The following is a 26209-nucleotide window of genomic DNA, read 5'->3' on the forward strand; positions in this document are numbered from 1 at the left end:
GAGAGTAAGTTCGTCGGGGATTCGTCATACCATCTCGGCAAGAAGTTCCATCGTCACTTGCCCGGCCGGATCCGAATCAGTGGATGAAGGCACAGCCACGACGGTCTCCACACCGACCGCTCGATACGCCTCGAGTTGCTCGCGCGCATCGGCCGCGGTTCCCACGATTCCCACCGTCGCGACCATCGCGTCCGAGACCTGACTCAAGATCTCTCGAGGCGCGGCCCCGGCTCGCGCTGCCTCGATCACGGATGCAAACCCTGCTCGCACGAACATGTCCGAGTACCCGGGGGCAGCGAGATACGGCACAAGCCCACGTCTGAGCTGATCGATCGACATCTGAGTTGGGCCTTCGGTTGCCACGGCCGCCGGCGCCCAAACCGACACCTGGGGCATCGGCGTTTCCATTTCAGCCGCGATTTCCTTGCACCGTGCGATCAGGCGCCCCGCTTGCTCCGGGCTGACCAGATTGAGCACCAGTTCGTCGCCCAACTCCACCGCGGCGCGAAGGGCCTTGTCTCCGAAAGCTGCAACGATCAGCCGCCCACCCGGCGGCTGAAGTCGCAGTCGATATCCGCTGGTCCGCATCACCGTTCCGGCGACTTCGCCCCGCTCGCCGTCCATCAGCGCTCGCACAGCGCAGGCTGACTCCGCGAGTGCACGTGCGGCCCCCGATCTGCTTCGCCCATGCCATTTTTCGACCACGACAGTGCTGGACGTGCCCAACGCTATCGACACGTGACGCCCGGTCAGGTCGGCAACCGACGCCGCCCCGATCGCGATCATCGCCGGATCACGAACCGTCACCGCGAGCGGACCGACCACCAACTCGGAGTGCTCGAAGCCGGCGCCGACTGACGTCGCCAGAGCAAAGGCGTCGTACGTCGCCATCTCCCCCACCCACACTCGGCCGAACCCCAGTTTGTCGGCGAGGCGTGCAGTAGTGGTCACCTCCCGCGGCGGACGGTCCTGCCACAAGCCCAGGGAGATATCGATCGTCGGCAGTCGGCTATTCGAAATCCCGCTATTCGAAATCGGAGACAAGACCCATTCCCTTCAAGAGTGTCGGACGGTCGTAGTATTCGAGCCACTCTGTGACCAGCCCGTCTGCCATGCTGAGGATTCCGACAACAGGAACGACGCCGTGGGTCCCGTCGAAGTGGAAATCGTCCACTCGCTGTACAAAAACCCTGCCGTCGATCACGCCGAGCGACTCGATCTTCAGGGTGATCCGTTCACACTTGCTTGCCAGCAATGCAATTCGGCCCGCTACAGCCTCCTTGCCGACAAGAGGTTCCTGCATCACGCTGTGGAGCACACCGTCTTCGGCGAACAGGTCGACGACGCGTGCCCAGTCCATGACGTCCCACGCCTGGAACATCTCACGCGCCAACGCAAGCTTGTCACTGTCGTTCATCACACTCATGCCACACTCTTCTGTCGAAGCTCACGCTTGAGGATCTTTCCGGTCGAATTGCGCGGCAGTTCTTTCCGAATCTCCAGCCGCTCGGGAAGTTTGTACGACGCGATGCGCTTGTCTTTCAGGAACGCAACCAGAGCATCGAGTTCGAGTTCCGTCTCGGGTCGAAGTGTCACCACTGCTGCGACGCGCTCACCGAGCACTTCGTCGGGGTCGCCGATGACGGCCACGTCCGCGACGGCCGGATGCTCGGCGATCAACCCCTCCAATTCGGCCGGAGCGATGTTCATTCCACCGCGGATCACCAGGTCCTTGCCGCGATCCAGGTAGCGGAGGAATTGTCCGTGATCACCGGCAATCTCGAAGATATCTCCGGTGCACAGGAATCCGCGCTCGTCGAACGGTGACGGTCGATCGCCGAGATAGCCGGCAAAGACCGTCGGTCCGCTGATTCGCAACTCACCCGGGTGCCCGACTTCGGTGATGTCCTCGCCGGTGACCACGTCGACCAGGCGAACGTCCATCCAGTCCGAGATCCTGGTGCTCCAGCGAAAGTTCTCGACACCGAAACGAGGGAAGTACCGTGCGCGGTCGTCCGGATCCGGCATGTCCGCAGGCGAGGAGAGCAGACTGATGCCTTCGTTGGATCCGAAGAAGTTGATGACTCCGATTCCATATCGCTCCTGCCATCCCCGCACCATCGGAGGTTGCAGTGGCACAGAACCCGAACCGATCCGCGTCAAGCTCGACAGATCGACCGCCGCGAGCATCGACTCGTCGGCAAGCAGCATCCACAACAGAGCAGGCGGCGCTACCGTGTATGTCACTCGCTCGGCCTCGATCTGCCCGAGGAACACTCGAAGGTCGAACGGGTGGTGCTGTACCAGTACACATCCCGTGCGGAGCCAGGGCAGGAACATTCCGTTGATTCCGGCCATGTTGACCATCGGGAACGGGTTAAGCAGGACGTCGTCGACGACGATGTCGGGAGCATCGATCGTGGCCCAGCAGATGGCCAGCCACTCGTAGTGCGAACGTGGGACCCCCTTCGGCTCGCTTTCGGTTCCGGAGGTCCAACAGATCGTCATCGCGTCGTTGGGGTCGTTCGGATCTTCGGTGTTTCGTCTGTCCAGAGCACTTCGCTGCGATTCGGTGGCTGCCCGAGGACTCAGCCCCACGACGCCGGTAGGAAGCTCAGCCGGAAGCTCTGATTCGGGAGCGTAGACGAATACCGATCTCAGAGAGGCAATTCGGGATCTGATTGCAGCGATCTCCGTAACCGGGAATCTGTCCCCGAAGCTGGGCACGGTGACAAATGCTGCAAACGCCGCCTGGTTGGCCATTCCTTCCACTTCACGTTCGCGGTACTGCATGGGCAAGGGTGAGACCACGATCCCCAGCGACCACGCTGCAAGGTAGACCTCGACCAGTTCGACGGTGTTAGGCATCTGAACGCCCAGAACGTCTCCCCGGCCCAAGCCTGCCTCGGTGAAGCGCGCAGCGAGCGAGATGACTTCGCTCTCCAGTTGGTTCCAACTGAGGCGTCTTGGATCTCCGCCGGACAACTCGCTGCGGTTCGCCGGATCAACTACGGCAAGCTCGTCCCCTCGGGCCCGCACCTGCGCCCGGAACACGTGATCGATCGTCTCGTCGGACCACCACCCTTTCGAGGTGTATTCGTCCACCTTGACGCGAGGATGCAATCCCCTGTGTGTCTTGTTCATTCGCGCACTCGATTCAGTTCTCGTAACGGCCGGAAATGTCGATCACGTCGCCCTGCTTCTCGAACGCCTGAGTAGCGGCATTCCACTCGAACGGCTGAAAGGCCAGGATTCCCAACGCATGGTCCGCGGTCATCGTGAACTTGATTCCGTCGATGAACATCGGCGGGTGGTAGTCCTGCGTTCGCGCGGCACTCATGATGGTGGCACGTGAGAGTCCGTCGGATGACTGAGAGGCCCGAGTGAAGTTGTCCACCAACAGGTCACCGATGGCCCAGCCGTTCACGGTGTAGCTGTTGGTCGGGGAATCTGCACCGTGAGCCGCTGCACCGGCGAGATAGTCGCGCACCGCCGCGTCGTCCTTGTAGAGAGCGTTGTTGGGATCTTTGAGCCACACCATCACCTGCTGCCCGTCGGCAGCATCACCGGCGGGTGCATACAGGGTCGCACCGTCGACGCAGTTCGACGGCTGAATCACGGTGTCGGGCTTCCATCCGACACGTCCGATCGCCTGAGTGATCGCGAGGCAGTCGGTAGTGACACCGGCGACCACCAAAACCTCGGCGCCGCTGGCCTTGAGAGTCGAAGCCGCCGTCTTGGGGTCGGTCAGCGCCTCCTCCGCCGCGATCTCGAAGTTGGTTCCTTCGATCGCGGACTTGAAGCCGTTGGCGATTCCCTGTCCGGACTCGGTCTGGTTCGTGGCCAGTGCGACCTTGGCGCCGTTCGGATACTTCTTCTTCAAGCTCTCGACCACTACCTCCATCTCGACGCCCGGATCCGGTAGATACTCCGTGGTCCACGGGAAGTCTTCGATGACCCGGAACTCGGGCATGCCTGCCTGCGCGAAGAGCAACGGCACGCAGGCAGTGGTCTGATCGTCCGCGATGGCGTTCAACTGCCCGGCCCCGAAGGTGCCCAGAACGTCGACCTTGTCCTTCTGAATGAACTCTCCGACGTTGGCTTTGGCGCGCTCCGGGGAGAATGCATCGTCCTTGACCACGACGTCGAGCTTGACGCCGCCGACGCCGCCGGCCGAGTTCTCCACCTCGAACCGTGCTCGCATTCCTTCGATCACGTTGCCGACGGCATCGGCGAGCGGGCCTGACGTCGGCCCACTCCATCCCACCGTGAGTTTGTCGGTGATCGGCGCTGCGGCACCGCTGGGATCACTGCAGTCGTCGACCGATACTGCGCCGGCCGATGTCGACGTGTTGCTCTCTGCGTCGGAGCTACCTCCGCAGGCCGAAAGGAGTAGTGCCGCAGCGGCGATGACTGCGGGAATCGTGGTCTGCCTTTTCATATCGTCCAGTTCCTTGCTGTGAGTTGAGGGAAACGAGAGTGGGCGAGGGAGACGGCGCTCAGGTGCGAGGTTCACCCTCGCGATACTTGGGATGATCTGCGGGAACCACGAGGACGAACCGTCGGAGCACGCTGTTGATCCGTCCGACGATTCCGTCCGGCATCAAGAACACGATCGCGATCAGCACCGCGCCGAACACCACTCCCGACACGGGGCCGTCGGTGACGCTTCCGGTGTAGTACGGCAAGAACACCACTGCCGTTGCCCCAACGATCGGGCCGAATTGGGTTGCGATTCCGCCCAACACCAGTCCGGTGATGAACTCGATCGACTTCATCAGCGAGAAGGATTCGGGTGAGAGCGCGCCGATGTACATCGTGAACAGTGAACCTGCCAGGCCCGTGATCGCGCCGGAAAGCCCGAAAGCGAGAATCTTGACCCGCGCGACGTTGATGCCATTTGCGCTCGCCGCGATCTCGTTGTCACGCACCGCGACCATGGCCAGACCGAATCGACTCTTGACGAGATTGCGAATCAGGAGCATGACGATCGCCAGAGTCACCACCGACACCCAAAAGATCCAGAGGTAGGTGTCGGCTCGGGTCAGACCCGTCCATTTCGGCGGAACGAGCAGATTTGCGCGAACCACCATTCCGGCGGCACCACCGGTCAGATCCCCGGTCTTGCGGATCACCTCGGGAAATGCAACAGCGACGGCGAGTGTCACGAGAGCCAGATACAGCCCCTTGATCCGCAACGAGGGAAGACCGACGAGAAGCCCTAGTACAAAACACAATACGACCGCCATCGGGATCGTGGTCAACGGCGAGTATCCGCGATCGACGATCAGAACGCCGGTCGTGTACGCGCCCAGGCCGAAGAAGGCAGAATGGCCGATCGACAGAAGTCCGGTGTATCCGCTGACGATATTGAGTCCCGCAATGGCAATCGCGATGATGAAGACGCTCGTGAACTGGCCCACGCGAAACGGCGCGCTCTGTGACGCGAGAAGCAACGCACACACGGCAGCCACCAGCAGAACCAACTGGAGTATCCGGTACGACGTCGATCCGGCGACCACTACCCGCGGTCGCCTGACTGCCTTTTCGGCGACGGCGGGTTCATTTCTCTCGGCAAGCGTCGTCATACCCGCTCCAGTTTCTTGGTACCGAACAGTCCATTGGGTCTGACGAAAAGGATCACCACGATGATCAACAGGGCGGATGTCTGCTGCAGCGAACCGCCGATGACCGAAATGTAGCCGCTGAGCATCGATTCCAGGACACCGATCGTCAACCCGCCGACCACGGCGCCGACGAGACTGTCCAGACCGCCGAACAGCGCTGCGGCGGATGCTGCGATGAAGATCGGGAACATGGTCGTGAGACCGAGTTGTTGCGGCGAGAGCGGAGTGACCAGGACACCGGCCAGGGCACCGATGGCAGCTGCTACTCCCCAACCGATTGCGAGTATCCGGCTGGTCGGAACTCCGGCGAGAGTGGCAGATTCGGCATTGTCCGCGACGGCACGCATGTGCAGACCGACTCTCGTCTTGCGAAAGAGCAAGGACATCAACACAAGTAGGACAACGAGCGCCACCAGTACGCCCAGTGCGTCGCCGTACACGCGCGCACCGCCCACCGAGATGTAGTCGGTGGGACCGTTGGGGAACGGGCTCGGCATTATCTTGGTATCGCTCCCCCACAGCATTCCGGCCAACGAGTTGAGCCCGGTGAACAATCCCAGTGCCACGATCAGCACTGCCATGTCGCTTCGACGCTGAACCGGCCGAATGAGCAGACGCTCCATCAATGCTCCGAGTAGGAACCCCAAAGCCAGGGCCGCTCCGATCGCCGACCAGATCGGCCAGGACATCGTCGTCAGCCACCAGGCGACAAAGGTTGTGAACAGGGCCAACTCGCCCTGAGCGAAGTTGATCGTGCCGGTGGCGCGAAACACCACCACTAGTGCCAGCGCGAGAATTGCGTAGATCGACCCGTTGGTCAATCCGGAAATGAGTCGTTCGAGAAAGAGTGTCACCGTTTACTCCTGGTACCCGAGGTAAGCGCTGCGCACGACGTCGTCGGAACGAAATTCCTCGGGCGTTCCGGCAGCGACGATGGTGCCTACGTCGAGCAGGAAGACCTTCGACGCGAGTTTCATCGCGAGATCGGCGTTCTGTTCCACGATCAGCAGTGCAGTTCCGTCGCTGCGGTTGATCGCACCGAGCGTGTCGAACAATTCGGCAATGACGATGGGCGCCAGCCCCAGGCTCGGTTCGTCGCACAAAAGAAGGGTGGGACGGCTCATCAATGCCCGTGCGACCGCGAGCATCTGCTGTTCACCGCCTGACAGCGAACCGGCCAACTGTGTGGACCTCCTCGCGAGCACGGGGAATGTCTCACACCACCGCTCGATGTCGGCTTCGATCTCCGCCTTGTCCTTACGAAGGGCAGCGCCGACGAGCAGGTTGTCACGCACCGACAGTTGACCGAGAGTTCCGCGGCCCTGTGGGACAAGGCTGACGCCGGCGGCCACGGCGCGTTCAGGTTTGGATCCCAACGGCGAACCGTTGAAGGTGATCGTTCCCTGATGCGGGATCAATCCGGCAAGCGCGCGCATCATGGTGGTCTTGCCTGCACCGTTCGCGCCGAGAACGACAGCGACCCCGCCGGGTTCCACGTCGAGCGAAATCCCGTGCAGTACATTGCCTCGCCCGTAACCGGCATGCAGATCGTCGACGCTCAGCAGGGTCATGCCGCACGCCCCAGATATGCGTTGATCACGGCGTCGTCCTGCTGGATCTCCGCCGGGGTTCCCTGGGCAATTTTGTGGCCGAAGTTCAGGGCGACAACGTGATCGGAGATCCCGAGCACCAATCCCATGTGGTGTTCGACCAGAAGCGCGCCGAAGCCGAAGTCGTCGCGGAGCGAGACGATCAGTTCTCCCAGTTCTTTGACTTCACTGTGCGTGAGCCCGCCGGCAGGTTCGTCCAGCAGAAGCAGCGAGGGCTCGGACATCAATGCCCGTGCCAGTTCGACACGCTTGAGAGTTCCGAACGGTAGACCGGACGCGGGTGCATTCGCGACGTCGACGAGTTCGAGACGTTCGAGCAGGTACCAGGCCTTCTCTCGAAGTTCTCGGACTCGGGCACGCGCCGGAGGCAGGCCGAGAAGCCCACTCGCGAGCCCGAAGCGACCTCGCGACGATCCACCGACCATGGTGTTGTCGAAGACACTCATGCCGCCGAACAGCGCGAGATTCTGAAAAGTTCGAGCGATTCCTGCAGATGCCAACGCATAGGGACGCAATCCCAACAGGTCGGTTCCTTGCCAGGTGATGACACCGCGACTCGGTTCGTAAATCCTTGTGATGCAGTTGAACAGCGTGGTCTTACCAGCGCCGTTCGGCCCGATGAGTCCGCAGATCTGTCCCGCGCGGACGTCGAAGCCGACGGCGTCGAGAGCCGTGACTCCGCCGAATTCGATCGACACATCGGAAAGCGTGAGTACGACCGGTGCATTCCCAGGTTGTGCGGGTGGTGTGTTTCCAAGCATTGGTTTCACCTCCTCGTGACACTTCAATTAACAGTGTGATAGAGATTACTACAGTAAACAGAGGCACTCCGTCAACGTGCGGCCCCCGATCCGGAGCCGAGAAGGGACATCATCGTGAGGTCCAACAACATTCACGCAGTCGACAGCGGCGGGGGCCCAGACGTCAGGGACTACAGCCCGGTCGACGCTCTCGTCGCCAAGCAGGAAATCTACGAGGTTCTGGCTCGTTTCCTCCGAGCCGCAGACCGCGGCGACGTCGAGGACGCCAGGCGGTGTTATCTGCCCGGCGCAACCGAAGACCACGGGGGTGTCTTCACCGGCACCGCCGACGACTACATCGACCACATCGCCGGGGCCATCACCCACCCACGATCGCTGACCACCCACGCAATGACCAACGTCTTGGTCGAACTCGACGGGGATACAGCACACGTCGAGTCCTACGTGCTTGCCTTCGCACGAATCAAGACCTCGGACGGCATAGCCGACACACTCACCGCGGCGCGCCTGATCGACCGCTTCGGTTTCGAGGACGGCAGGTGGGGAATCCGCCACCGCGCACTGCGGTGGGACTGGAACCACGACATGGCCACAGCCGAAGGCTGGATCTTCGGGATGCTCGCGCCTGAAACGTCATTGAAGAAGAGCAAGAAATTCCCCGACGACCTCATCTACACCCGACAGACACAGGAGAACTCATGACAACCTTTCGCGGAACTCCGGTCGAGGGTGCGACCGTCCTCGTCACCGGCGCCAATCGAGGCCTCGGGTTGGCCTTCGTCCAACAGGCGAAGTTGATGGGCGCAGCCAAAATCTATGCGGGGGTGAGAAATCCCGACGAGGTGCCGGCCGAACTCCGAGCCACCGGTGCGCACATCGTCGAACTCGACGTCACCGATCCAGGACTCGTCGACACTGCCGCCGGGGCGTGCGGTGACACCACGGTCGTCGTCAACAACGCCGGGCTGTTCACCGGGAATCGGCTGATCGAGGCCGACGACCGAGAGGCCGCTCGAGCCGAGATGGAGGTCAACTACTTCGGACCGCTGACGATGATCCGAGCCTTCGCGCCGGTCCTCGCCGCCCGCGGCGGAGGATCGATAGTCAACGTCTTGTCAGTCGCCGCAATCGCACCAACCGCCTTCATGGGCGGCTATTCACCGGCCAAGGCGGCTGCTCTGTCGCTCGGTGGCATCGCCCGTGCCGAACTCGAACCGCACGGCATCACCGTCACCTCGTTGATCGTCGGCAGTGTCGACACCCGCATGGCTTCACACGTGCAGGGCCACAAGGAAAATCCCCTCGACATCGCCGCGACCGGACTCGCCGCCATGCAACGCGGCGAGTGGACGTGCGACACCGATTTCATGGCAATCGACGCCCGTGCGCGTCTGGCTCGAGACCCGATTCGGTACGAACGCGGACTGGGCAAGCTCCTCTTCGCCGGCGAACTGACCACTCGATCATGAGCGATCCGATTCGTGTTGCCCAGTGGGCGACCGGCGCCATCGGCAAGACCGCGCTCCGCGGAATCATCGATCGTCCCGACCTCGAGTTGGTCGGCCTGTACGTCTACAGCGATGCCAAGGCCGGGCGCGATGCCGGCGACATAGCCAGACGCGCGCCGACGGGCGTGATCGCCACACGCGACGTGGACGAGATCATCCGCTCGCGCCCCCAGGTTCTCATCCACAGTCCGCGTTTGCAGATTCCGTACGAACGCCACGACGACGATTTGTGCCGTCTGCTGCGCGCCGGGATCAACGTGATCACGACGGCCGGGCAGCACTTCCCCCGCGCACACGGCACCGAGCGCGAGCGCATGTTCGCCCAAGCATGTAAGGAAGGCGATTCGACGCTCTTCGGCGTCGGAGTGAGCCCGGGCGTCATCGGTGAGCGATTGGCGTTGGCTCTGACGGGAACATCGATCGAACTGGACCGCATCACGATCGACGAGGTGCTCGACGCTCGCGGCATGCCTGACCCCGACTTCGCATTCACCGTCATGGGAATGGGCTCGCCCCCGGAGGAACTGGACGGAACCGGGCCGTTGCCCTCGCTGTACGCGTCGCTGTATCTGGAGACCATCGCGTTCATGTGCGAACGTCTGGGGATCACCTACGACGAGGTCGTATCCGATCACAGGGTCGTTGCGGCGCGAACGGATCTCGACGTGGCCGCCGGACGCATCGCCGCCGGAACCGTCGGAACCACCGAATGGCGCTGGCACGCAATGGTCGATAGAAAGCAGTTCCTCACTCTGGCCATCATCTGGACCATGGAACCCGATCGTGAGGAATACGCGGGGCGCGATCAGTGGGAAGTCCACCTGTACGGCAAACCCGAGATCGTGATGACCGTCAATCTCGTCGAACCACAAGATCCGAACAGCCGGACAACCGCCGGTCAGTTCATCACTGCGGGCCCGGCACTACGCGCCGTCGAGCATGTACTCGCTGCTCCCACAGGCATTTTCGAACCCCCTGTCTTTGCCCCCTTCAGATTGGAGCATTCAGCATGACCACTCAGCCGACGGCCGTAGGTTCGACTGCCACCCGTGAACCCGCCACCCGCGAACCTTCTGTGAACGCGCTCCTACCCGATGGTCGCCCCGTGCAGAATCTCGAAGACTTGCTGCGCAGCCGGGCGATTGCCAGTCCGGAGAGCACCGCCGTCATCTCCGATGACGGCCGTACCAGTTTCCGCGAGCTGGACATCGAAGCAAATCGTGTCGCGAATGCACTTCTACGCGATGGTGTTCGAACAGGTGACCGGGTGGCGTACATCGGCGCCAATGCACCGTCTTTCCTCTCCGTCCTGTACGGATCTTCGAAGATGGGCTCGATTCTGACGGCCGTCAACAATCGGCTGGCACCGGGCGAGGTCGACTACATCCTGAGCAACAGCGAGCCGACCGTCGTCGTACTCGGAGCAGGCGATGAGGGCCTCTCCGACGTCGCCGCGGCGGTCGGTAGCGTCCGGACCGTCGTCACGGTGGACGGTTCCGCAAACTCGGTCTCGTGGAACGACTGGCTCTCCGGTGCAGGGGACGACGACCCAGGAGTGTCACGCCTTCCCGACGATACCGCGCTGATCTTCTACTCGTCGGGAACCACCGGCCACCCCAAGGGAATCGAACTCACCGGCGCGAACCTCGGCCGCGCCCTCGCGACCATGTATCACCTGCTCGATCTCGACACCGATTCCGTGGCCATGTGCCCGGTCCCGTTCTTCCATGTGGCGGGGCTGGGTCTCGCTCTCGTCACGACGCTCGGCGGTGGCGCTCTACTTCTCAAGACCATCGCCGGTCCGCTGGAGCTGGTGGCGCTGATGCAGGAGTACCGGGTGACTCATGCGGTCGCTGTTCCCGCGGTGATCAGCGTCCTCACCTCCCTTCCTGCTGTACGCGAGGCGGATTGGAGTGCCCTGCAGTTCCTGGTCTACGGAGCGGCGCCCATGCCGCTACCCCTGTTACAGGACGCCACCAAGGTTTTCGGATGCAGTTTCCTGCAGGCCTACGGACTCACCGAGTCGACTGGCGGCGTCACCATGCTGACCCCCGAAGATCATCGGGCGACCGACGAGTCGACCGCGCATCGGTTGAAGTCCGTCGGGCAACCGATGTTCGGCGTACCCATCCGCATCGTCGATCCCGTGACGCTCGAAGACGTCCCGGTCGGTACTCGCGGCGAGGTGGTCATCGGCGGCGCTCACGTCATGAGGCGCTACTGGCGCAACGAGGCAGCCACTGCGGCCACCATGTTGGACGGCGACTGGCTCCGAACAGGAGACGGCGGATCGTTCGACGAGGACGGGTATCTCTACCTCCACGACCGCCTCAAGGACATGATCGTCTCCGGCGGTGAGAACGTCTATCCCGCCGAGGTGGAGAGCGTTCTCTCCGGCCACCCCGGCATCCGGGAGGTCGCGGTAGTCGGCGTTCACTCCGATCGGTGGGGTGAGACTCCCATTGCGGTGGTCGTTCGTTCCGGCGATTCGGCTGTCACCGAAGCGGAGATCATCGAGTGGTCACGCGAGCGACTGGCGCACTTCAAGTGCCCCAGTGCAGTTCAGTTCATCGAGGAACTGCCACGCAACGCGAGTGGGAAGCTTCTCAAGACTCGTCTGCGACAGGACTTCGCTTGAGTCCATGACAAGAATTCGGGGCCGGTCGCGTTGAGCGATCGGCCCCGATTTCTGTCGTTCGATGTGAAGCTCGCTCAGCCTGGGTGAATCCGGAATTCGACGCCGCCGACGATCAGGCCGGGCTCGACGGTGTTCGCTCCGATCGACGCCGCCAGATCGACCGCACTGAGCATCGACCGCTCGCCCGGAACGAACGACACGGCGCGCGACCCCAGCGCAATCGAGAGTGATCGCGCCGAATCCAGTTTCTTGCCGAACACTTCGGCCCACAGCGCCGCCGTCTTGGCCGGATCGGGAGAGGACACGTCGACGCCGAGAATGTCGTCGACCCGTGGATCGAGGGAAACCTCCTTCTCCGTCTGGTCCCAGAACCACTCGTCGGCGTCGGGAATCTCGTCGAGTTCTACGAGCAGTCCGAGATCACCGGGATGAAGTTGGACGATCCGGTGACCGTAGGCCTCCAGATCGGCCACCGTCCGAACATCGGCCGCAGCTGCACGTTCCAGATAGGGCTCGATGTTCGAAACCTGGATCGAGAGTGCATAGCCGCCCTCCCCTCCGCCCTTGCGGATCCATCTCGCCAGCGAGACCGTCTCGTCGAGCGGTGCGACGATCTCGAGAAATGCCTGCGGCCCGACGGCCAAGGTCTCGTCGGCCAAACCGATGTCTTCGAGCAGTGGATCTGCGAATCCTGGTGCCAGATTCAACGCTTCACGTAATTGTTGACCGGTCTTGTCCAGGTCTCGTGCACCGATCACCACCTGCCGCAGGATCTCCCACGTGCCCGCGTCGTGCGTGTCCGTCACAGTCCGACCGCTTCGGCTGCGGTGTCGGCACTCTGCCAGCGTCGGAGCTCGGCACCCGGCGCCCACGTCGAGTGGGTGCCACTCGAAATCCGTTCGGGAAGGCGAAGTTTGCACAATGGTCCGTCTCCGACGCGGGCAGCGTCGAAGATCAGGCAGAAGGACGCGTCCTCGTTCATGTCGGTGGTCAACGTGATGAGATAGCCGTCGTCTTCGGCGGTACCACCCACGCGTGGTGCCATCGAGGTCTCGCTTCCATACACGCCGTCACCGAAGGAGAATCGTTCCTCGTTCCCCGTCAGCAGGTCGTGTTTGACCAAGCCGTCGAACAGGAACCACGACGGCTTACCAGAAGCCGCATAGGCGTATCGGTACTTCTCACCCGCGAAATTGCCGTTCATCATGCCGAATTCGGTGATCGAGTCACTGAGTTGCTCTTCACGCGTGGCTCCGGTGACCAGGTTCAAACGCCAGCGGTGAAGCCGGGTCTGCATGCGATCGAGAGCGAGGAAACGGAAGGCGCGCTCCCACTGATTGCCCATACCGTTGTCCGACGGCTCCGGATCACCCTGGTAGAAACCGTCCAGAACAATCTCGTCCCCCTCTTCGTAGGCGTTCACGAAGTGCAGGACGTAGGTCGGATCGGCCTCGAACCACTTGATGTCAGCGGTGTTTCCGCGGCGTGGGATGACTCCGAGACGGAGCGGGATATCGGGATGGAAATTCGCGACGTGCGCGCCCTTCTCCAGTAGAACCGGATCCCAGAACAAGGGGCAGTCGTTGAGGATCGCGTAGTTCTCCGTGAAGGCCATGTCGTGTGGCAACCGCGGACCGGGAAGCGGGACGTCGACGTAGTGGACCAACTCGTTGGCCGAGTCCACGACGCCGTAGTGCATGTACGGCGCTTCCTTGCTGTAGTTGAAGAACAGCATTTCTCCGGTCTTGTCGTCCACCTTCGGATGCGCGGACACACCCCATTCGAAGGGGAACTTGCCGTTCCAGCTTTCCTTTCCGAGTGTCTCCGCCGACATCGGATCGAGACGATACAGATCTCCGCACTGGTAGAAGCTGGTGAGAGCAGTCCCCCGGTGAACGACGACGTCGGTGCTGGACGCGTCCTTCATCCGGGTGCGCGCACCCTTGCCGCCCTCGGGGCGACTGAGTTTGGGAGACTCGGCGAGTCCGGCCCACAAGGCTCCGCCGGCATCCTGCTCGGCCGCCAACCCGTCAGTCCGTACGAATCGATTGCGGTAGAACGACTCTCCGTCACGAAAGCCCACGATGTGAATCATTCCGTCGCCGTCGAAGGGATGATAAGCCTTCATCGAGGGATGGAGCGGATTCTCGGTGTTGCGCAGGTAGACACCGTCGAGGTCTTTCGGAACCTCACCGAATACGACTTCGAGGTTGTCCGCTTTGAACTCGGTGGTCTGGGGTTGCCACGGGCCGGTGCGATACGGGTGATCGTCATCGGCGGGAAGGGTGGACAACAACTTGCCTACGATTTCGACGTCCATGGAATTCTCTTTTCGACTGATGGGGAAAGGCTGGGCTGCACTTTCAGGAAACTGCGTCGACGACAAAACTGACGGTGGTGGCCGTACTTCCACCGAAGTTGAGCGTCGCAAAGCGGCTCGCACCCTCGACTTGGAAACCGCCGGCCTTTCCCGTCACCTGATGGGCCGCATCGAGAAGCATTCGAACACCACTGGCACCCACCGGATGACCACCGCCGATCAGACCGCCGCTGGGGTTGATCGGTAGCTTGCCGCCCATGGCGATGTCACCACTCTCGATGGCTTTCCACGACTCGCCGGGCGCGGTCAGACCGATGTGGTCGATCGCGAGATACTCACTCGCCGTGAAACAATCATGTGTTTCGATCCCGTCTATCCCGGCCAGGTCGACTCCGGCCCGGGAGAAGGCACCCATCACCGCATCCCGAACGTGTGGCATCACGTAGGGATTATCGGCGTCGCGGGCCAGCTTCTGCTCGAGACCTAAACCAACAGTCCGGTGACCCCAGCCCGCGATCTGGGCCAGCGGAGTCGCCGCAGCACCCGGGTGCTCACGGAGGTACTTGTCCGTCACCAGCACAACCCCGGCGCCACCGTCGGTCACCTGGCTGCAATCGAATCGTCGAACACCACCTTCCACAACAGGATTGGTGGCGTCGTCGCCGCCTGCATTCCCGAGCAGATCGGGTACCGCCCAACCGCGTGTCTGTGCATTGGGGTTGTTCTTCGCGTTCGCGAAATTGATCTGCGAGATCGCGCGAAGGTGAGATTCGTCGATCCCGTAGCGCCGCCCGTACTCCTTCGAAACACGATCGAACATGTACGGCCACATGAATTTTGCTTCCTGACCTTCGTGTCCGACCCAGGCTGCAGCGCCCAGATGTCCGGCCGCGTCATCACCCGGAACCGTCTTCTCCAGTTCGATACCCATCACCAGAGCCGCGTCGTAGTTGCCGGCGCGCAGGTCTGCCATCGCCGCAAGTACAGCGATACTGCCCGATGCGCACGCCGCCTCGTGCCGGGACGAGGGCACACCCCATAGATCTGGATGCACGGTGGCGGGCATCGCACCCAGCTGACCTTGGCCGGCAAACAATTGACCGAAGGCATTACCGACGTGGATCACCTCGATGTCGGTGGCAGGAACCTTCGCCGCGGCCAGGGTGTGGTTCGCCACCTCTTCGGCAAGGTTCGCGAAATCGAGTCCCTCGCGGGTGAAGTTCCGTGCGAAGTCGGATTGATACCCGCCGAGAATCCAAATGTTCGAAACAGTCATGACCTCTCCCCTTGCCGATCCGGCATCGGTGACGTCACCGAGATGCCCGTGCATCGGCGGTTGTAATTTCATCGCAACCGTACTACAACTAGCAGAGTAACTCTACTAATTGAAGGGTTGAAAATGACTGATGCTTTTGTCCTCGACTACGTGCGCACACCGCGCGGCCGAGCATCGACGCGAGGTGCCCTCCACGAACACAGCCCAGTCGATCTTGTCGTCCACCTGGCCAAGGCTTTGCAGGGTCGAACGAACCTCGCCGCAGAGCAGATCGACGACGTCGTTCTCGGTTGCGCATCGCAGGTGGACGAGCAGGGCGCGAACATCGCGAGAACTGCCGCACTCCTTGCCGGTTGGGGCGATTCCGTTCCCGGCGCGACCCTCAATCGTTTCTGCGCATCGGGCGTCGACGCAGTCGGCCAGAGCGCAGCCCGCATTCGCAGCGACGACGTGTCCCTCGTCGTGGCCGGTGGCGTCGAAAGCGTCTCCCGCACTCCGATGTTCAGTGATCGCGGACCGCTGTGGACCGACCCGGCAACCATCGCGCAGATCGGCTCCATCCATATGGGTGTTGCCGCCGACTTGAATGCCACGATCGAGGGGTACTCCCGCGACGAGTTGGATGCGTACGGCGTCGAAACCCAGCACAAGGCTGCCGAGGCCTGGCGCAACGGCGCATTCGAGCGGTCCGTTGTGCCAGTTCCCGGCAGAAATGGTGAAGCCGGAATCGCGCACGACGAACTGGTCAGGGCAGAGACGACGGCAGAGGGACTCGCAGCGCTGCCTCCGGCCTTCGAAGGGCTCGGCGCCGCCGGTCAGGATGCACTCGCGCTCGCCGCCTACCCTGAGGTCGGCAAGATCGAACACCTGCACACCGTCGGATCCTCTCCCGCCATGGCCGACGGCGCAGCACTACTACTCCTCGGATCCGAGAAAGCCGCGGCCAGAGCCGGCCTGACCCCTCGCGCACGGATCATCGGATCCGCCTCGACTTCGGTGAATCCGGTTCTCATGCTCACTGCGGGCCAGAGCGCCGTGGAGGCAGTCATCGCTCGAGCCGGGCTTCGTCCACAGGACATCGACGTGTTCGAGTTCGCAGAGGCCTTCTCCGCGCTCTGCCTACGGTTCCGCCGCGATCTTGACGCCGGGCCGGACCGCATGAACCCCAACGGAGGCACGATGGCGATGGGCCATGCATTCGGCGCCACCGGAGCAATTCTCGTCGGCGCGTGCGTCGACGAACTGGTACGGAGCGACGGACGCTACGGTGTGGCCGCGGTCAGCGGCGCCGCCGGTGTCGGAGTCGCGGTGCTCGTCGAACGGATCGCCTCGTGACCGCCAGTTCACTCTCGGGCCGCGTTGCCGTCGTCACGGGAGGGGGTAAGGGCCTCGGCCGTGCCGTCGCACTGCATCTCGCGAGCCGAGGGGTCACGGTGATCGTCAACAACCGAAATCGCACACTCGACGCGAGCGGCCGGGGCCCTGCAGATCAGGTCGTCGACGAAATCCTCGAAGCCGGTGGCCACGCCGTCGCCAACCACGACGACGTCACCGACCCCGAGGTCGGCCGAAAGTTGGTGGACGAGGCTCTCACTCGGTTCGGACGACTCGACTTCTGCATCACCAGTGCCGCGGTCAGCGGTCCACAGATGCTCCATCGCACCACCGCCGAGAACCTCAGCACCGTCATCACGACAAACGTCGTCGGGACCGCGCTGGTTGCCGCCGAAGCCTCCCGAGTCATGCGCGAAGCCGGATTCGGCCGCATCGTGATGATTGCCTCGACCGCAGGACTGCACGGCGAACCCACCGTGTCCGCCTACGCCGCCAGTAAGGGTGCCGTCATCGCCCTGGGCCGCACCGCGGCCGGCGAAGGCGCGAGTCGCAATGTGTTCACCAATGTCGTACTGCCCTATGCCACTACGCAGATGACCGAGTCCGGAATGGACCCACGATTCATCGACATCATGGGTGCCGACCTGGTAGCCCCGGTGGTCACTGCCCTCGTCGATCCCGAGTCCACGACCAACGGGCAGGTGATCGTCACGGCAGGTAACGGAGTGCGTTCGGCCGACGCCGTCGAGGGCTCGACCGAATTCTTGCCCACCACCACAGAACTCGATGCCAAAGCGCTCGACGCACTGCTCGTGACCAGCCGGCTCGGCACTCCTCACACCTATCCGAGCGCACAGGAAGCCTTCGCGGACTTCGCTTCCGAACTGCTCGACCACCACAATCAGAAAGCGCGCGCATGACCGACATCCCATTGGGCGACCTTGCACTGAACTTCGGCGTGAGCGCACTCGCCGTACTCGTCTTCATCGCAGTCGTGATGGCCGTAGCCATCCGGATGAACAATCACTCGATCATCGACATCTGTTGGGGGCCTGGCTTCGCCGTCGTCGCCGTCGTCTCGTACCTGACGTCCATCGGATCGGACGGCAACGATCTGCGTCGCCTCGTGGTGCTGGCACTGACCGTGGTGTGGGGAATGCGACTCGGCCTCTACATCGGTTTCCGAAACCGTGGGCACGGGCAGGACAAGCGCTACACTGCCCTGCTCAAACATCAACAGGGACCGCTGGTTCCGTTCCTGATTCGCAAAATCTACGGCCTCCAGGGCGTTCTCATTCTCGTGGTGTCGCTGCCGGTCCAGTTCGCGATGTACGAGTTTGGCGCCCTCGGAGTCCTCGGCGCGATCGGCATCGCAGTCTGGACCGTCGGCTTCGTCTTCGAATCGGTTGGTGACTACCAACTTTCCCGCTTCAAGGCAGATCCGGCCAATTCAGGAATGGTGATGGATCGTGGACTCTGGGCCTGGACCCGGCATCCCAACTACTTCGGTGACGCATGTGTCTGGGTCGGACTGTTCATCCTCGCACTTGGTGATCCATTGGCGCTGATCACGATCGTCTCGCCGATCGTCATGATCAAACTGCTGGTGAGCTACAGCGGTAAGGCCTTGCTCGAACGAGGCATGCGCAAGAGCAAAGGCCAGGCCTACGAAGACTACGTCGCCCGGACCAGTGGCTTCTTTCCCCGTCCGCCCCGTCCGGCACGAAACCACGCGTCGTGAGCGCCCCCACGAGTGGTCTCGCCGACGTCTTCGATCTGGAATCGACCGGCCCGGACCGGTGGCAGGGGTCGAACGACGGTGTTCGTCTACCTCAATTGTTCGGCGGCCAACTGGTAGCCCAGTCGATTCTCGCAGCCGGGCACACGGTTACCGACGGCAAAGCGATCAGTTCCGTCCACACGCACTTCCTTCGCCCGGGGTCGACGAATCGCGCAACCGAGTTCTCGGTAGATCGCCTTCGGGATGGAAAACGCCTGTCCACCAGAGGCGTCGACGTCCACCAGGACGGACGACTCGTCTGCCGTTCGACGGTCTCTGCTTCCTCGATCGACGAGGGCATCACTCACAGTCGCGCCGTACCCGCCGCACTCCCGCCCGCTGAGTGCGTGACGTTGCAGGAGTTGGCCGAGGCAGACGGCGGGTTGGGCGAGGTGTGGGAGGAGTTCTCCGCCATCGAGATTCGTGTGTCCCCCCTCGATTCGCAGTCCCCCACGACGCATTCGGCGGCGCCTCCACGCAACATCTGGATGCGTTCGGCTCAGCGACTGAGCGACGATCCGCTGATTCACGTCGCTGCTCTCGCCTATGCCAGTGATCTGATGCTGATGGCAACCGCGCTGACTCCGCACGGCTACGACATCGGGCAGGAGCACTCGCTCGATACGGATTGGACGGGCGTGTCCCTCGATCACACGATGTGGTTTCAGCGTCCCGTGCGAGCGGACGAGTGGCTCCTCTTCGAGCATTCGACACCCACTGCTCATGCCGGCAGAGCAGTCGTGAATGCCGCGGTCTTCGATCAGTCCGGACTCCAGATCTGCCAGATCACCCAGGAAGCGTTACTCATTGCCCGTATCGAGTGATTCCCGACTCTTTCTGCAGACCACTCGGTACGGTCTCGCGGTGCCGCAGGGTTCGCGGCCTATGATTTCGGGGTGGTACGAGTGAATGCAACCGGATCTTCGGCGTCGGCCGGATCTCCGACACCCACGCCGTCGGTGGGCGTCACCGAGTTGCCTGCGGGCGGACCCAACGCACTGGCGGTCACGCTCGGGCTACTGGGAGACGAGTGGAACCTCTGGATTCTGCGGTTCGCCCTTTTGGGGTCGCGTCGATACAACGACTGGCTGGCTCTCGGGGGAATCTCCAACTCGGTGCTGTCCTCACGGTTGGCAGTCCTGACGGCCGGCGGAATGCTCGAGCGCCGGGAGTACCAGCAGAACCCGCCGAGGCACGAATACTCGGTCACTCGCAAAGGCCAGTCGATCTGGCCGGTCCTCATCACCATGTGGTCGTGGGAGAAGCAGTGGGCACCGAATGAAACCGCGCCACTACCGCCACTACGGCACAGCACCTGCGGAAACGACTTCACTCCGATCCTGCGTTGCAAGGAGTGCGGCGAGGACGTCGACGTGCGATCCCTGGACTCCCAAATGGGGCCGAGTGGGGACTTCTCACGCAGTGTGCCCGAAGCAACGTCGAGGCGCCGCTCCACCAAGTCCGAACGCCGACCGGAAATCCTGGCTCACACGATGGAACTCGTCGGCAATCGCTGGTCGGCAGCGATCATCGGGGCAGCTTTCCGAGGTGCCCGTCGTTACGGAGAGTTCGCCGAGATCACCGGTGCGCCGCCGGCAATCGTCGCCGATCGGTTGAAGCACCTCACCGAGATCGGTGTGATGGAAACGCGGCCGCTTCCGGATCGCCCACAGTGGTCGGAGTATCGACTCACCGACAAGGGAACCGCGTACTTCCCCGTCGTGATGTGCATGATCTCGTGGGGTCAGCGCTGGTTCAGATCCGCGGACGGTCCGGACATCGTTCTCCATCACAAGGCGTGTGGAAAGCGGTTCGAAGCAAGGCTGGGTTGTAGTGCGTGTGGTGAGGAACTGAGGTCTTCGGACATCGAGGCGATCGACCTCACCACCTCGGTGCACGTGCCGGGGCCCGGCTGGTCCTGAGATCCCCACTCAGCCGGCAGTGCGGATCCGGTCGAAGCTCCGGCCTCGGTGTTCGAGCGGCAGTCTGTCCCCTCGCCCGAACAATTTGTTGCGCAGCGTCCCCGCTTCGTAGTCGCTCTGGTAGGCGCCCCTCCTCGTCAGCTCCGGAATCACATGCTCACAATGTCTTCGAAGGTTCCAGGAGTCACCGCGTACGCGAGATTGAAGCCGTCGACGTCGGTCTCGGCGACCCACTCCTGCAACTCGTCGGCGACCTCCTCGCCGGAACCGACGACGATCGGGCCCAGCCCGCCGATACCCGCCCACTCCGCGATGTCTCCCACCGTCCACTCGCCGCCCTTCTCGTCCGCCTGACGAAACGATGCGACCGCGGATTGAATGGCGTTGCTCTCGACGTTCCCGATCGGCTCGTCCGCTCGGTATCCGGAGAGATCAATTCCCATCCACCCCGAGGTGAAAACGAGTGCGCCTTCACTACTCGCGTAGCTGCGGTAGTCCTCGAGCTTCGCCTGGGCCAACTCGGGGGTTCGGTCGGTGATGATCGTCAACAGTGTGTAGATGCGGGCCGAGTACGGATCGCGCCCGACCTTCGTCAGTTCGTTTCGGATTCGGGCAACGGTGTCTTTGAGAATCGCCTTTGTCGGTGCACCCACAAAGATCGCCTCGGCATTCTCGGCGGCGAACCGAACCCCGCGTGGCGACGCGCCGGCCTGGAAGATGACCGGCGTCCGCTGCGGAGAAGGTTCGGAGATGTGGATGCCCGGAACCGTGAAGTGCTTGCCTTCGTGCTCGATCGGATGAACCTTGGAGGGGTCCGTGTAGACCCCGGTGGTTCTGTCACGCACCACCGCGTCGTCTTCCCACGACGTTTCCCACAACTTGTAGAGGACTTCGAGGTACTCGTCCGCGTGGTCGTAGCGATCGTCGTGCTGGAGTTGGTCGTCCTCGCCCATGTTCCGTGCGGCCGACGGGAGGTATCCGGTGACCACGTTCCACCCGATTCGCCCGTTCGTCAGGTGGTCGAGGGTGCTCAAGCGCCGAGCGAACGGGTACGGATGCTCGAAAGCTGTACCTGCGGTGATACCGAAGCCCAAGTGCTCGGTCACGGCAGCCATCGCCGACGCCAGCAGTAGCGGGTCCGAGACCGGTACCTGCGCGCCCTGCCGCAGCGCTGCGTCGTGATTGCCGCCGTACACGTCGTATGTTCCCAACACATCGGCCAGGAACAGCCCGTCGAATCGTCCACGTTCGAGGAGCTTCGCCAATTCCGTCCAGTACCTCAGATCCGTGTACCTGGACGACTGGTCCTCCGGGTGACGCCACAGACCTGGCGATTGGTGGGCGACGCAGTTCATGGCAAAGGCGTTGAAGCGGATTCTGCGGGTCATTCCCGCACCATGCCGTGCCTGCACCGCAGTGACCACCATTGCGATCAGTGCGATCGGTTCGGCTCCTGCTTGCACCCGGCGATACCGTCGACTTCGCGACCTCGTCGGCGGGCCGCTACACTGACTAGCGCAGCTGTGACGCCCGAGGCTTCGTGCCGACAGGTCGATCGGATGCAACAGCAGTATCGGGAAGCGAAAACCCCGGCAGCACAGGGTTTTCAGCACTTGTCGGTACGCTCCCCGCCCTCGTAGCTCAGGGGATAGAGCATTCCTCTCCTAAAGGAAGGGTCGCAGGTTCGAATCCTGCCGAGGGCACCACACCGGTTTTCGGCCTTACGGCGCGCTCCGATTGCAAGAATTCGGACAGTCCACTAGGTTTCGGAAAGTGTCGCCCCAACTCGTTTCAGTAGTTATCCCGACCTACAACGCAATCGACACTCTCGATGCGCAGTTGCAAGCATTGGCTGCGCAAGATTATCCGAACCCGTTCGAGGTCATCGTCAGCGACAACGGTTCGACGGACCACCTCGAGGAATTTGTGGCATCACATCCATTGACAGATCATCTCGATCTCAAATGGGTATCCGCGGCGAGTGTGCAGGGCGCATCGCATGCAAGAAATGTGGGCGTCGACAACGCGCGTGGCGATTTCATCGCCTTCTGTGACGCTGACGACACGGTCCATCGCGATTGGCTGACGGGTCTGACCGAAATAGCTGCTCGATACGATCTCGTGGGTACCGCTGTCGAGACGGACTCGCTCAACGATGAAAAGACCCGAGAAGCAGCTGGGATCGCATCCGCGTCCAGCCAAGGCCAGTCGATGTTTCTACCCTACGTCAGCGGCGCCAGCATGGGGTGCAGCAAGTCTGCCTACTTGTCCGTCGGTGGGATGGACGAATCACTCTCCGCCAGTGAGGACCTCGAATTCTCCTGGAGGATGCAACAGGCGGGCCTGAGCCTCGGCTACGTCCAGAAGCCCCTCGTGTCGTATCGACTTCGGTCCGGCGTCAAGAGCGCATTCCGTCAAGCATTCAAACTCGGCGCCGGCTCCGCACGCGTGTGCTCGATGTATCGCGCCGCGGGTTGCCCCCGGATACGGATCAGGGACAGCCTTGGACCGCTTCTGGTTCTGTCTGTCGCGAATCCCGTCTTCCTCAAGCCGCTGTCACGGAATTCTGGCCAGTATTGGGCTCGCCAGGTCGGTGCACATCTAGGACTGATCTACGGAGGGCTGCGGCACGGGGCCTTTCGGCGCTCCGTGTAAATGTCCTTCGTGTAATTGTTGAGGGCACTCGGTGGGACTCTCCCCTCATCGGCGTGACCAACGTGCCATTCTTGAATTCATGACGACGCCCCACTCCACGGCAACTCCCCCGAAGAACATGTCTTTGATCCCGGGTGGGACGTACTGGATGGGCTCCGAAGACTTCTATCCGGAAGAACGCCCAGTTCACCAGGTCACCGTCGACGGATTCTGGATGGACACGACGGCGGTGACAGTCGCCGAGTTCCGACGCTTCGTGAAGGCAACCGGCCACGTCACCACTGCTGAAATCGCCCCGGATGCCGCCGACTATCCCGACGCCGATCCAGCCCTCCTCGTCCCGGGATCGTTGGTCTTCAATTCGCCACCCGGCCCGGTTTCACTCGACGACTACACCCGGTGGTGGTCGTTCACTCCCGGCGCCGATTGGCGCCATCCCGAGGGCTCCGACAGCAACATCGGGGGACGTGAACGGCACCCCGTCACCCACGTGTCGTACTTCGACGCCCAGGCCTACGCCGCGTGGGCCGGCAAGGAACTCCCGACCGAGGCCGAGTGGGAGTTTGCCGCCCGCGGCGGACTCGATCGCCAGGCCTACGTGTGGGGCGATCACGACTCTCCGGGCGGGCGGCCCGGTGGCAACGTGTGGCAGGGCCAGTTCCCCTGGGAGAACCTCCTCGAGGACGGGTACGAGCGCACCGCTCCGGTCGGAAAGTTCCGGCCAAACGGCTACGGACTGCTCGACATGGCCGGGAACGTGTGGGAATGGACGGCCGATCACTACACGTCCGACCACGCCCACAGTTCCAAGAACGTCGCGCCGGCCTCGTCGTGCTGCATTCCTCGCAATCCCCGCGCGGAGTTCGCCACCGAGGCCTTGGCCGGCGAACCCTACGCACGACGGGTGATCAAGGGCGGCTCACATCTGTGTGCACCGAACTACTGCTTGCGATATCGCCCTGCCGCGCGGCAGGGCGAATCCGAGGAGTCCTCGACCTGCCACGTCGGCTTCCGGTGCATCATCCGCATTCCGCAGGAGTAGATCAGAAGGGCCGGTCCCCCAGGATGGCCACCCGCTCCATGACGCGGCGATGAGGGAAGTAGTCGCTCGCAGCGTAGTGCTGGGTGGCCCGGTTGTCCCAGAAGGCAATGGAATTCGGCGCCCACTTGAAGCGGCACTGAAAGTCCGGGACCTTGACCTGCGCGAACAGCAGGTTGAGCAGATCGTTGCCTTCGACAGGATCCATATCCGGAATGTGGGTGGTGAAGAGGCTGTTGACGAACAGCGTCTTCCGCCCGGTCTCCGGATGCTTACGCACCATCGGATGCAGAACCGGCGGGTACTGCTCCTTCATCTGCTCCAACTTCTCCGGGCTCATGCCGCGTCCGAAGGACGGCACAAAATCGTGGATGGCGTCCTTGCCGTCGATCAAGTCCTTGATCTCGTCGGGGAGGCAGTCGAAGGCGTTACCCATATCGGCCCAGAGCGTGTCACCACCGGCAGGCGGTACGTCGATCGCCCGAAGTACTGAACCGAGCGGCGGCGTCTTCGTCCAGGTGACGTCGACGTGCCAGATGTTCTCCGTTCCTGGACTGTCCTCTCCGCGTTCGAATCTGACGACTGCCGGGACCTCTCCCTGCGGGAGAAGTGGATGAACCTCGAGTTCACCCCAATGGGCCGCGAAGTCACGATGATTCAAGCTCGAAATCGGCTGGTCCCGAAAGAACACGACCTTCCATTCGAGGAGGGCCCGGCGCACGTCCTCGATCTGCTCCTCCGACGGATCACGCAAGTCGATATCGCTGATCTCGGCACCGATGAACGGTGTGACGGGTGTCAGAGTGAACCGCTCGTACGGCCTCGATTCAACGCCTTCCGGATTGCGCCTCATTCCGCGTGGTCCGAATTCGATTGTGTGATTGCCGATTTGGACTGTTCGTGATGATGTAAGGGTAGCCATCGAATGACTCCGTCCTGTCGTGTCGTGTCGCGGGGTCACACGTCAGTCGACGCGTGCAGCCGCTTTGCTCGTGTGCGTTTGTGTGTGCTTTGGGGCGCGGTCAGCGCTCCTACCGCGAGATCGACCAGATGATCCACCGTCGTATCGAAATCTGCCTGCACAACGGGGTTTTCGTCTTCGCGGCGCTGCTCGAAGATGGCCAGAGCAGAGACGCTCATGTTGAACGTCAGATCGATCCGTTCAACCGCGACGCGGCGGGGCAGATGCGGCAATGCCCGCGTCAACCTGCCGACAACCTCGTTGATTCCTTCACTGACCTCGCGAAACTCAGCACTCTGTGTATCCACTGACGGTGAAATTCTCGCGATGAACCGCGCATAGTTGGACCCGTCGACCGTCGCCATGAAATCGGCCAGCGGGTACAGGAAGGCTTCGACCAAAGCACGGACCAAGTCGGTCCGCCCACTGGCGTCGACGTCGTCGAGATACGTCAGTCGCGCTGCATTGATCTGATCCATCCGATGCCGGAATACGGCCAGTACCAGACCGTCTCGCCCACCGAAGTGATACTGAACTGCAGAGTTGTTGCGCTGTCCGGCCGCAGTCGCCACGTCCCGCATGGACACTTCGTGAATACCGTGCTCGGCGAACATCCGCTCGGCGACGGCGATCATGGCGTTCTTGGCATCCAACGAGGCGGGCATATACCGACCATATAAGTCACTGTCTTAATTCCGCAAGGCCCACCCCCTGTGCGCGGTTAGGGACTGCAGGGACTCCTTAACCACTCACAGGGGTGATTGTCCCAGTCAGCGA

General features: G+C 62.4%; 24 protein-coding genes, 1 tRNA gene and 1 pseudogene. 12 read left to right on the forward strand and 14 right to left on the reverse strand.

Going from position 1 to position 26209, the window contains the following annotated elements; all coding sequences use genetic code 11:
• Positions 1-24 precede the first annotated feature (24 nt).
• From ACKAMS_RS18230 to ACKAMS_RS18265, 8 genes are read right to left on the reverse strand one after another with little or no spacing between them, the layout of a single operon-like run.
• Positions 25-1044, reverse strand: coding sequence for an LLM class F420-dependent oxidoreductase (locus tag ACKAMS_RS18230; protein ID WP_408989342.1), 1020 nt, complete (start codon positions 1042-1044; stop codon positions 25-27).
• Complete coding sequence (locus tag ACKAMS_RS18235; protein WP_019744799.1) at positions 1025-1426, reverse strand: nuclear transport factor 2 family protein; 402 nt, start codon at positions 1424-1426, stop codon at positions 1025-1027. Before ACKAMS_RS18235 ends, ACKAMS_RS18230 begins: the two co-directional genes overlap by 20 nt.
• Positions 1423-3144, reverse strand: coding sequence for a class I adenylate-forming enzyme family protein (locus tag ACKAMS_RS18240; protein WP_024487191.1), 1722 nt, complete (start codon positions 3142-3144; stop codon positions 1423-1425). The genes ACKAMS_RS18235 and ACKAMS_RS18240 overlap by 4 nt, the downstream gene beginning before the upstream one ends.
• A 13-nt stretch (positions 3145-3157) precedes the next feature.
• Positions 3158-4441 (reverse strand): ABC transporter substrate-binding protein, encoded by a 1284-nt coding sequence (locus ACKAMS_RS18245; protein ID WP_020970386.1) that lies wholly within the window; start codon positions 4439-4441, stop codon positions 3158-3160.
• 58 nt (positions 4442-4499) lie between these two features.
• The gene (locus tag ACKAMS_RS18250; RefSeq protein ID WP_020970387.1) at positions 4500-5588 is read right to left on the reverse strand and encodes a branched-chain amino acid ABC transporter permease; all 1089 of its coding nucleotides are present in this window, start codon (positions 5586-5588) and stop codon (positions 4500-4502) included.
• Entirely contained in the window at positions 5585-6481 is an 897-nt protein-coding gene (locus tag ACKAMS_RS18255; RefSeq protein WP_019744803.1) for a branched-chain amino acid ABC transporter permease, read from the reverse strand. Before ACKAMS_RS18255 ends, ACKAMS_RS18250 begins: the two co-directional genes overlap by 4 nt.
• A 3-nt stretch (positions 6482-6484) precedes the next feature.
• Positions 6485-7198: an ABC transporter ATP-binding protein gene (locus ACKAMS_RS18260; protein WP_020970388.1), complete on the reverse strand. Its 714-nt coding sequence runs from the start codon at positions 7196-7198 to the stop codon at positions 6485-6487.
• Positions 7195-7998 (reverse strand): ABC transporter ATP-binding protein, encoded by an 804-nt coding sequence (locus ACKAMS_RS18265; protein ID WP_020970389.1) that lies wholly within the window; start codon positions 7996-7998, stop codon positions 7195-7197. The genes ACKAMS_RS18260 and ACKAMS_RS18265 overlap by 4 nt, the downstream gene beginning before the upstream one ends.
• A 114-nt stretch (positions 7999-8112) precedes the next feature.
• On the opposite strand from ACKAMS_RS18265, the gene ACKAMS_RS18270 reads away from it, so the two are divergent.
• Genes ACKAMS_RS18270 through ACKAMS_RS18285 form a run of 4 tightly spaced genes read left to right on the forward strand, consistent with a single transcriptional unit; the run spans position 8113 to position 12144 of the window.
• Positions 8113-8700 carry a nuclear transport factor 2 family protein gene (locus ACKAMS_RS18270; protein ID WP_019744806.1) on the forward strand — a complete coding sequence of 196 codons (588 nt, stop codon included), beginning with the start codon at positions 8113-8115 and terminating at the stop codon, positions 8698-8700.
• Positions 8697-9467, forward strand: a complete 771-nt coding sequence (locus ACKAMS_RS18275; protein ID WP_020970390.1) for an SDR family oxidoreductase — start codon at positions 8697-8699, stop codon at positions 9465-9467. The genes ACKAMS_RS18270 and ACKAMS_RS18275 overlap by 4 nt, the downstream gene beginning before the upstream one ends.
• Positions 9464-10519: a hypothetical protein gene (locus ACKAMS_RS18280; protein WP_020970391.1), complete on the forward strand. Its 1056-nt coding sequence runs from the start codon at positions 9464-9466 to the stop codon at positions 10517-10519. The genes ACKAMS_RS18275 and ACKAMS_RS18280 overlap by 4 nt, the downstream gene beginning before the upstream one ends.
• Positions 10516-12144: a long-chain-fatty-acid--CoA ligase gene (locus ACKAMS_RS18285; RefSeq protein ID WP_020970392.1), complete on the forward strand. Its 1629-nt coding sequence runs from the start codon at positions 10516-10518 to the stop codon at positions 12142-12144. Before ACKAMS_RS18280 ends, ACKAMS_RS18285 begins: the two co-directional genes overlap by 4 nt.
• Before the next feature lie 74 nt (positions 12145-12218).
• On the opposite strand, the gene ACKAMS_RS18290 is transcribed toward ACKAMS_RS18285, so the two are convergent.
• From ACKAMS_RS18290 to ACKAMS_RS18300, 3 genes are read right to left on the reverse strand one after another with little or no spacing between them, the layout of a single operon-like run.
• A complete protein-coding gene (locus ACKAMS_RS18290; protein ID WP_020970393.1) occupies positions 12219-12950 on the reverse strand; it encodes a hypothetical protein in 732 nt (243 codons plus the stop codon).
• Positions 12947-14464 (reverse strand): carotenoid oxygenase family protein, encoded by a 1518-nt coding sequence (locus tag ACKAMS_RS18295; protein ID WP_019744811.1) that lies wholly within the window; start codon positions 14462-14464, stop codon positions 12947-12949. The genes ACKAMS_RS18290 and ACKAMS_RS18295 overlap by 4 nt, the downstream gene beginning before the upstream one ends.
• A 43-nt stretch (positions 14465-14507) precedes the next feature.
• Entirely contained in the window at positions 14508-15740 is a 1233-nt protein-coding gene (locus ACKAMS_RS18300; RefSeq protein WP_020970394.1) for an acetyl-CoA acetyltransferase, read from the reverse strand.
• Between the two features lie 123 nt (positions 15741-15863).
• Between ACKAMS_RS18300 and ACKAMS_RS18305 the strand changes: the two genes are divergently transcribed.
• The 5 genes from ACKAMS_RS18305 to ACKAMS_RS18325 all read left to right on the forward strand — a co-directional run bounded on the left by ACKAMS_RS18305 (position 15864) and on the right by ACKAMS_RS18325 (position 20777).
• Entirely contained in the window at positions 15864-17075 is a 1212-nt protein-coding gene (locus tag ACKAMS_RS18305; RefSeq protein WP_019744813.1) for an acetyl-CoA C-acyltransferase, read from the forward strand.
• On the forward strand, positions 17072-17995 hold the full coding sequence (locus ACKAMS_RS18310) for an SDR family NAD(P)-dependent oxidoreductase (protein ID WP_408989343.1): 924 nt from the start codon (positions 17072-17074) through the stop codon (positions 17993-17995). Before ACKAMS_RS18305 ends, ACKAMS_RS18310 begins: the two co-directional genes overlap by 4 nt.
• On the forward strand, positions 17992-18816 hold the full coding sequence (locus tag ACKAMS_RS18315) for a DUF1295 domain-containing protein (protein ID WP_408989344.1): 825 nt from the start codon (positions 17992-17994) through the stop codon (positions 18814-18816). The genes ACKAMS_RS18310 and ACKAMS_RS18315 overlap by 4 nt, the downstream gene beginning before the upstream one ends.
• Positions 18813-19679 (forward strand): acyl-CoA thioesterase II, encoded by an 867-nt coding sequence (locus ACKAMS_RS18320; protein WP_020908689.1) that lies wholly within the window; start codon positions 18813-18815, stop codon positions 19677-19679. Before ACKAMS_RS18315 ends, ACKAMS_RS18320 begins: the two co-directional genes overlap by 4 nt.
• Positions 19680-19760: 81 nt before the next feature.
• The gene (locus ACKAMS_RS18325; RefSeq protein WP_080945706.1) at positions 19761-20777 is read left to right on the forward strand and encodes a helix-turn-helix domain-containing protein; all 1017 of its coding nucleotides are present in this window, start codon (positions 19761-19763) and stop codon (positions 20775-20777) included.
• A gap of 9 nt (positions 20778-20786) precedes the next feature.
• Here the strand turns inward: ACKAMS_RS18325 and ACKAMS_RS18330 are convergent.
• Positions 20787-22165: pseudogene (locus tag ACKAMS_RS18330) on the reverse strand (LLM class flavin-dependent oxidoreductase).
• Between the two features lie 242 nt (positions 22166-22407).
• Here ACKAMS_RS18330 and ACKAMS_RS18335 point away from each other — a divergent pair.
• The 3 genes from ACKAMS_RS18335 (at position 22408) to ACKAMS_RS18345 (ending at position 24474) form a co-directional block, all read left to right on the forward strand.
• Positions 22408-22483, forward strand: a tRNA-Arg gene (locus tag ACKAMS_RS18335).
• A 67-nt stretch (positions 22484-22550) separates the two neighbouring features.
• A complete protein-coding gene (locus ACKAMS_RS18340; protein ID WP_197941839.1) occupies positions 22551-23432 on the forward strand; it encodes a glycosyltransferase family 2 protein in 882 nt (293 codons plus the stop codon).
• A 79-nt stretch (positions 23433-23511) separates the two neighbouring features.
• Positions 23512-24474: a formylglycine-generating enzyme family protein gene (locus ACKAMS_RS18345; protein WP_069146427.1), complete on the forward strand. Its 963-nt coding sequence runs from the start codon at positions 23512-23514 to the stop codon at positions 24472-24474.
• Position 24475: 1 nt separating this feature from the next.
• Here ACKAMS_RS18345 and ACKAMS_RS18350 read toward each other — a convergent pair whose 3' ends face one another.
• Both ACKAMS_RS18350 and ACKAMS_RS18355 read right to left on the reverse strand, forming a co-directional pair.
• Entirely contained in the window at positions 24476-25393 is a 918-nt protein-coding gene (locus tag ACKAMS_RS18350; RefSeq protein ID WP_029255969.1) for a TauD/TfdA family dioxygenase, read from the reverse strand.
• A gap of 35 nt (positions 25394-25428) precedes the next feature.
• On the reverse strand, positions 25429-26097 hold the full coding sequence (locus ACKAMS_RS18355) for a TetR family transcriptional regulator (protein ID WP_046379021.1): 669 nt from the start codon (positions 26095-26097) through the stop codon (positions 25429-25431).
• Between the last annotated feature and the right edge of the window lie 112 nt (positions 26098-26209).

This window comes from Rhodococcus sp. 5A-K4, from assembly GCF_046097995.1.
GTDB classification, from domain to species: domain Bacteria; phylum Actinomycetota; class Actinomycetes; order Mycobacteriales; family Mycobacteriaceae; genus Rhodococcus_F; species Rhodococcus_F erythropolis.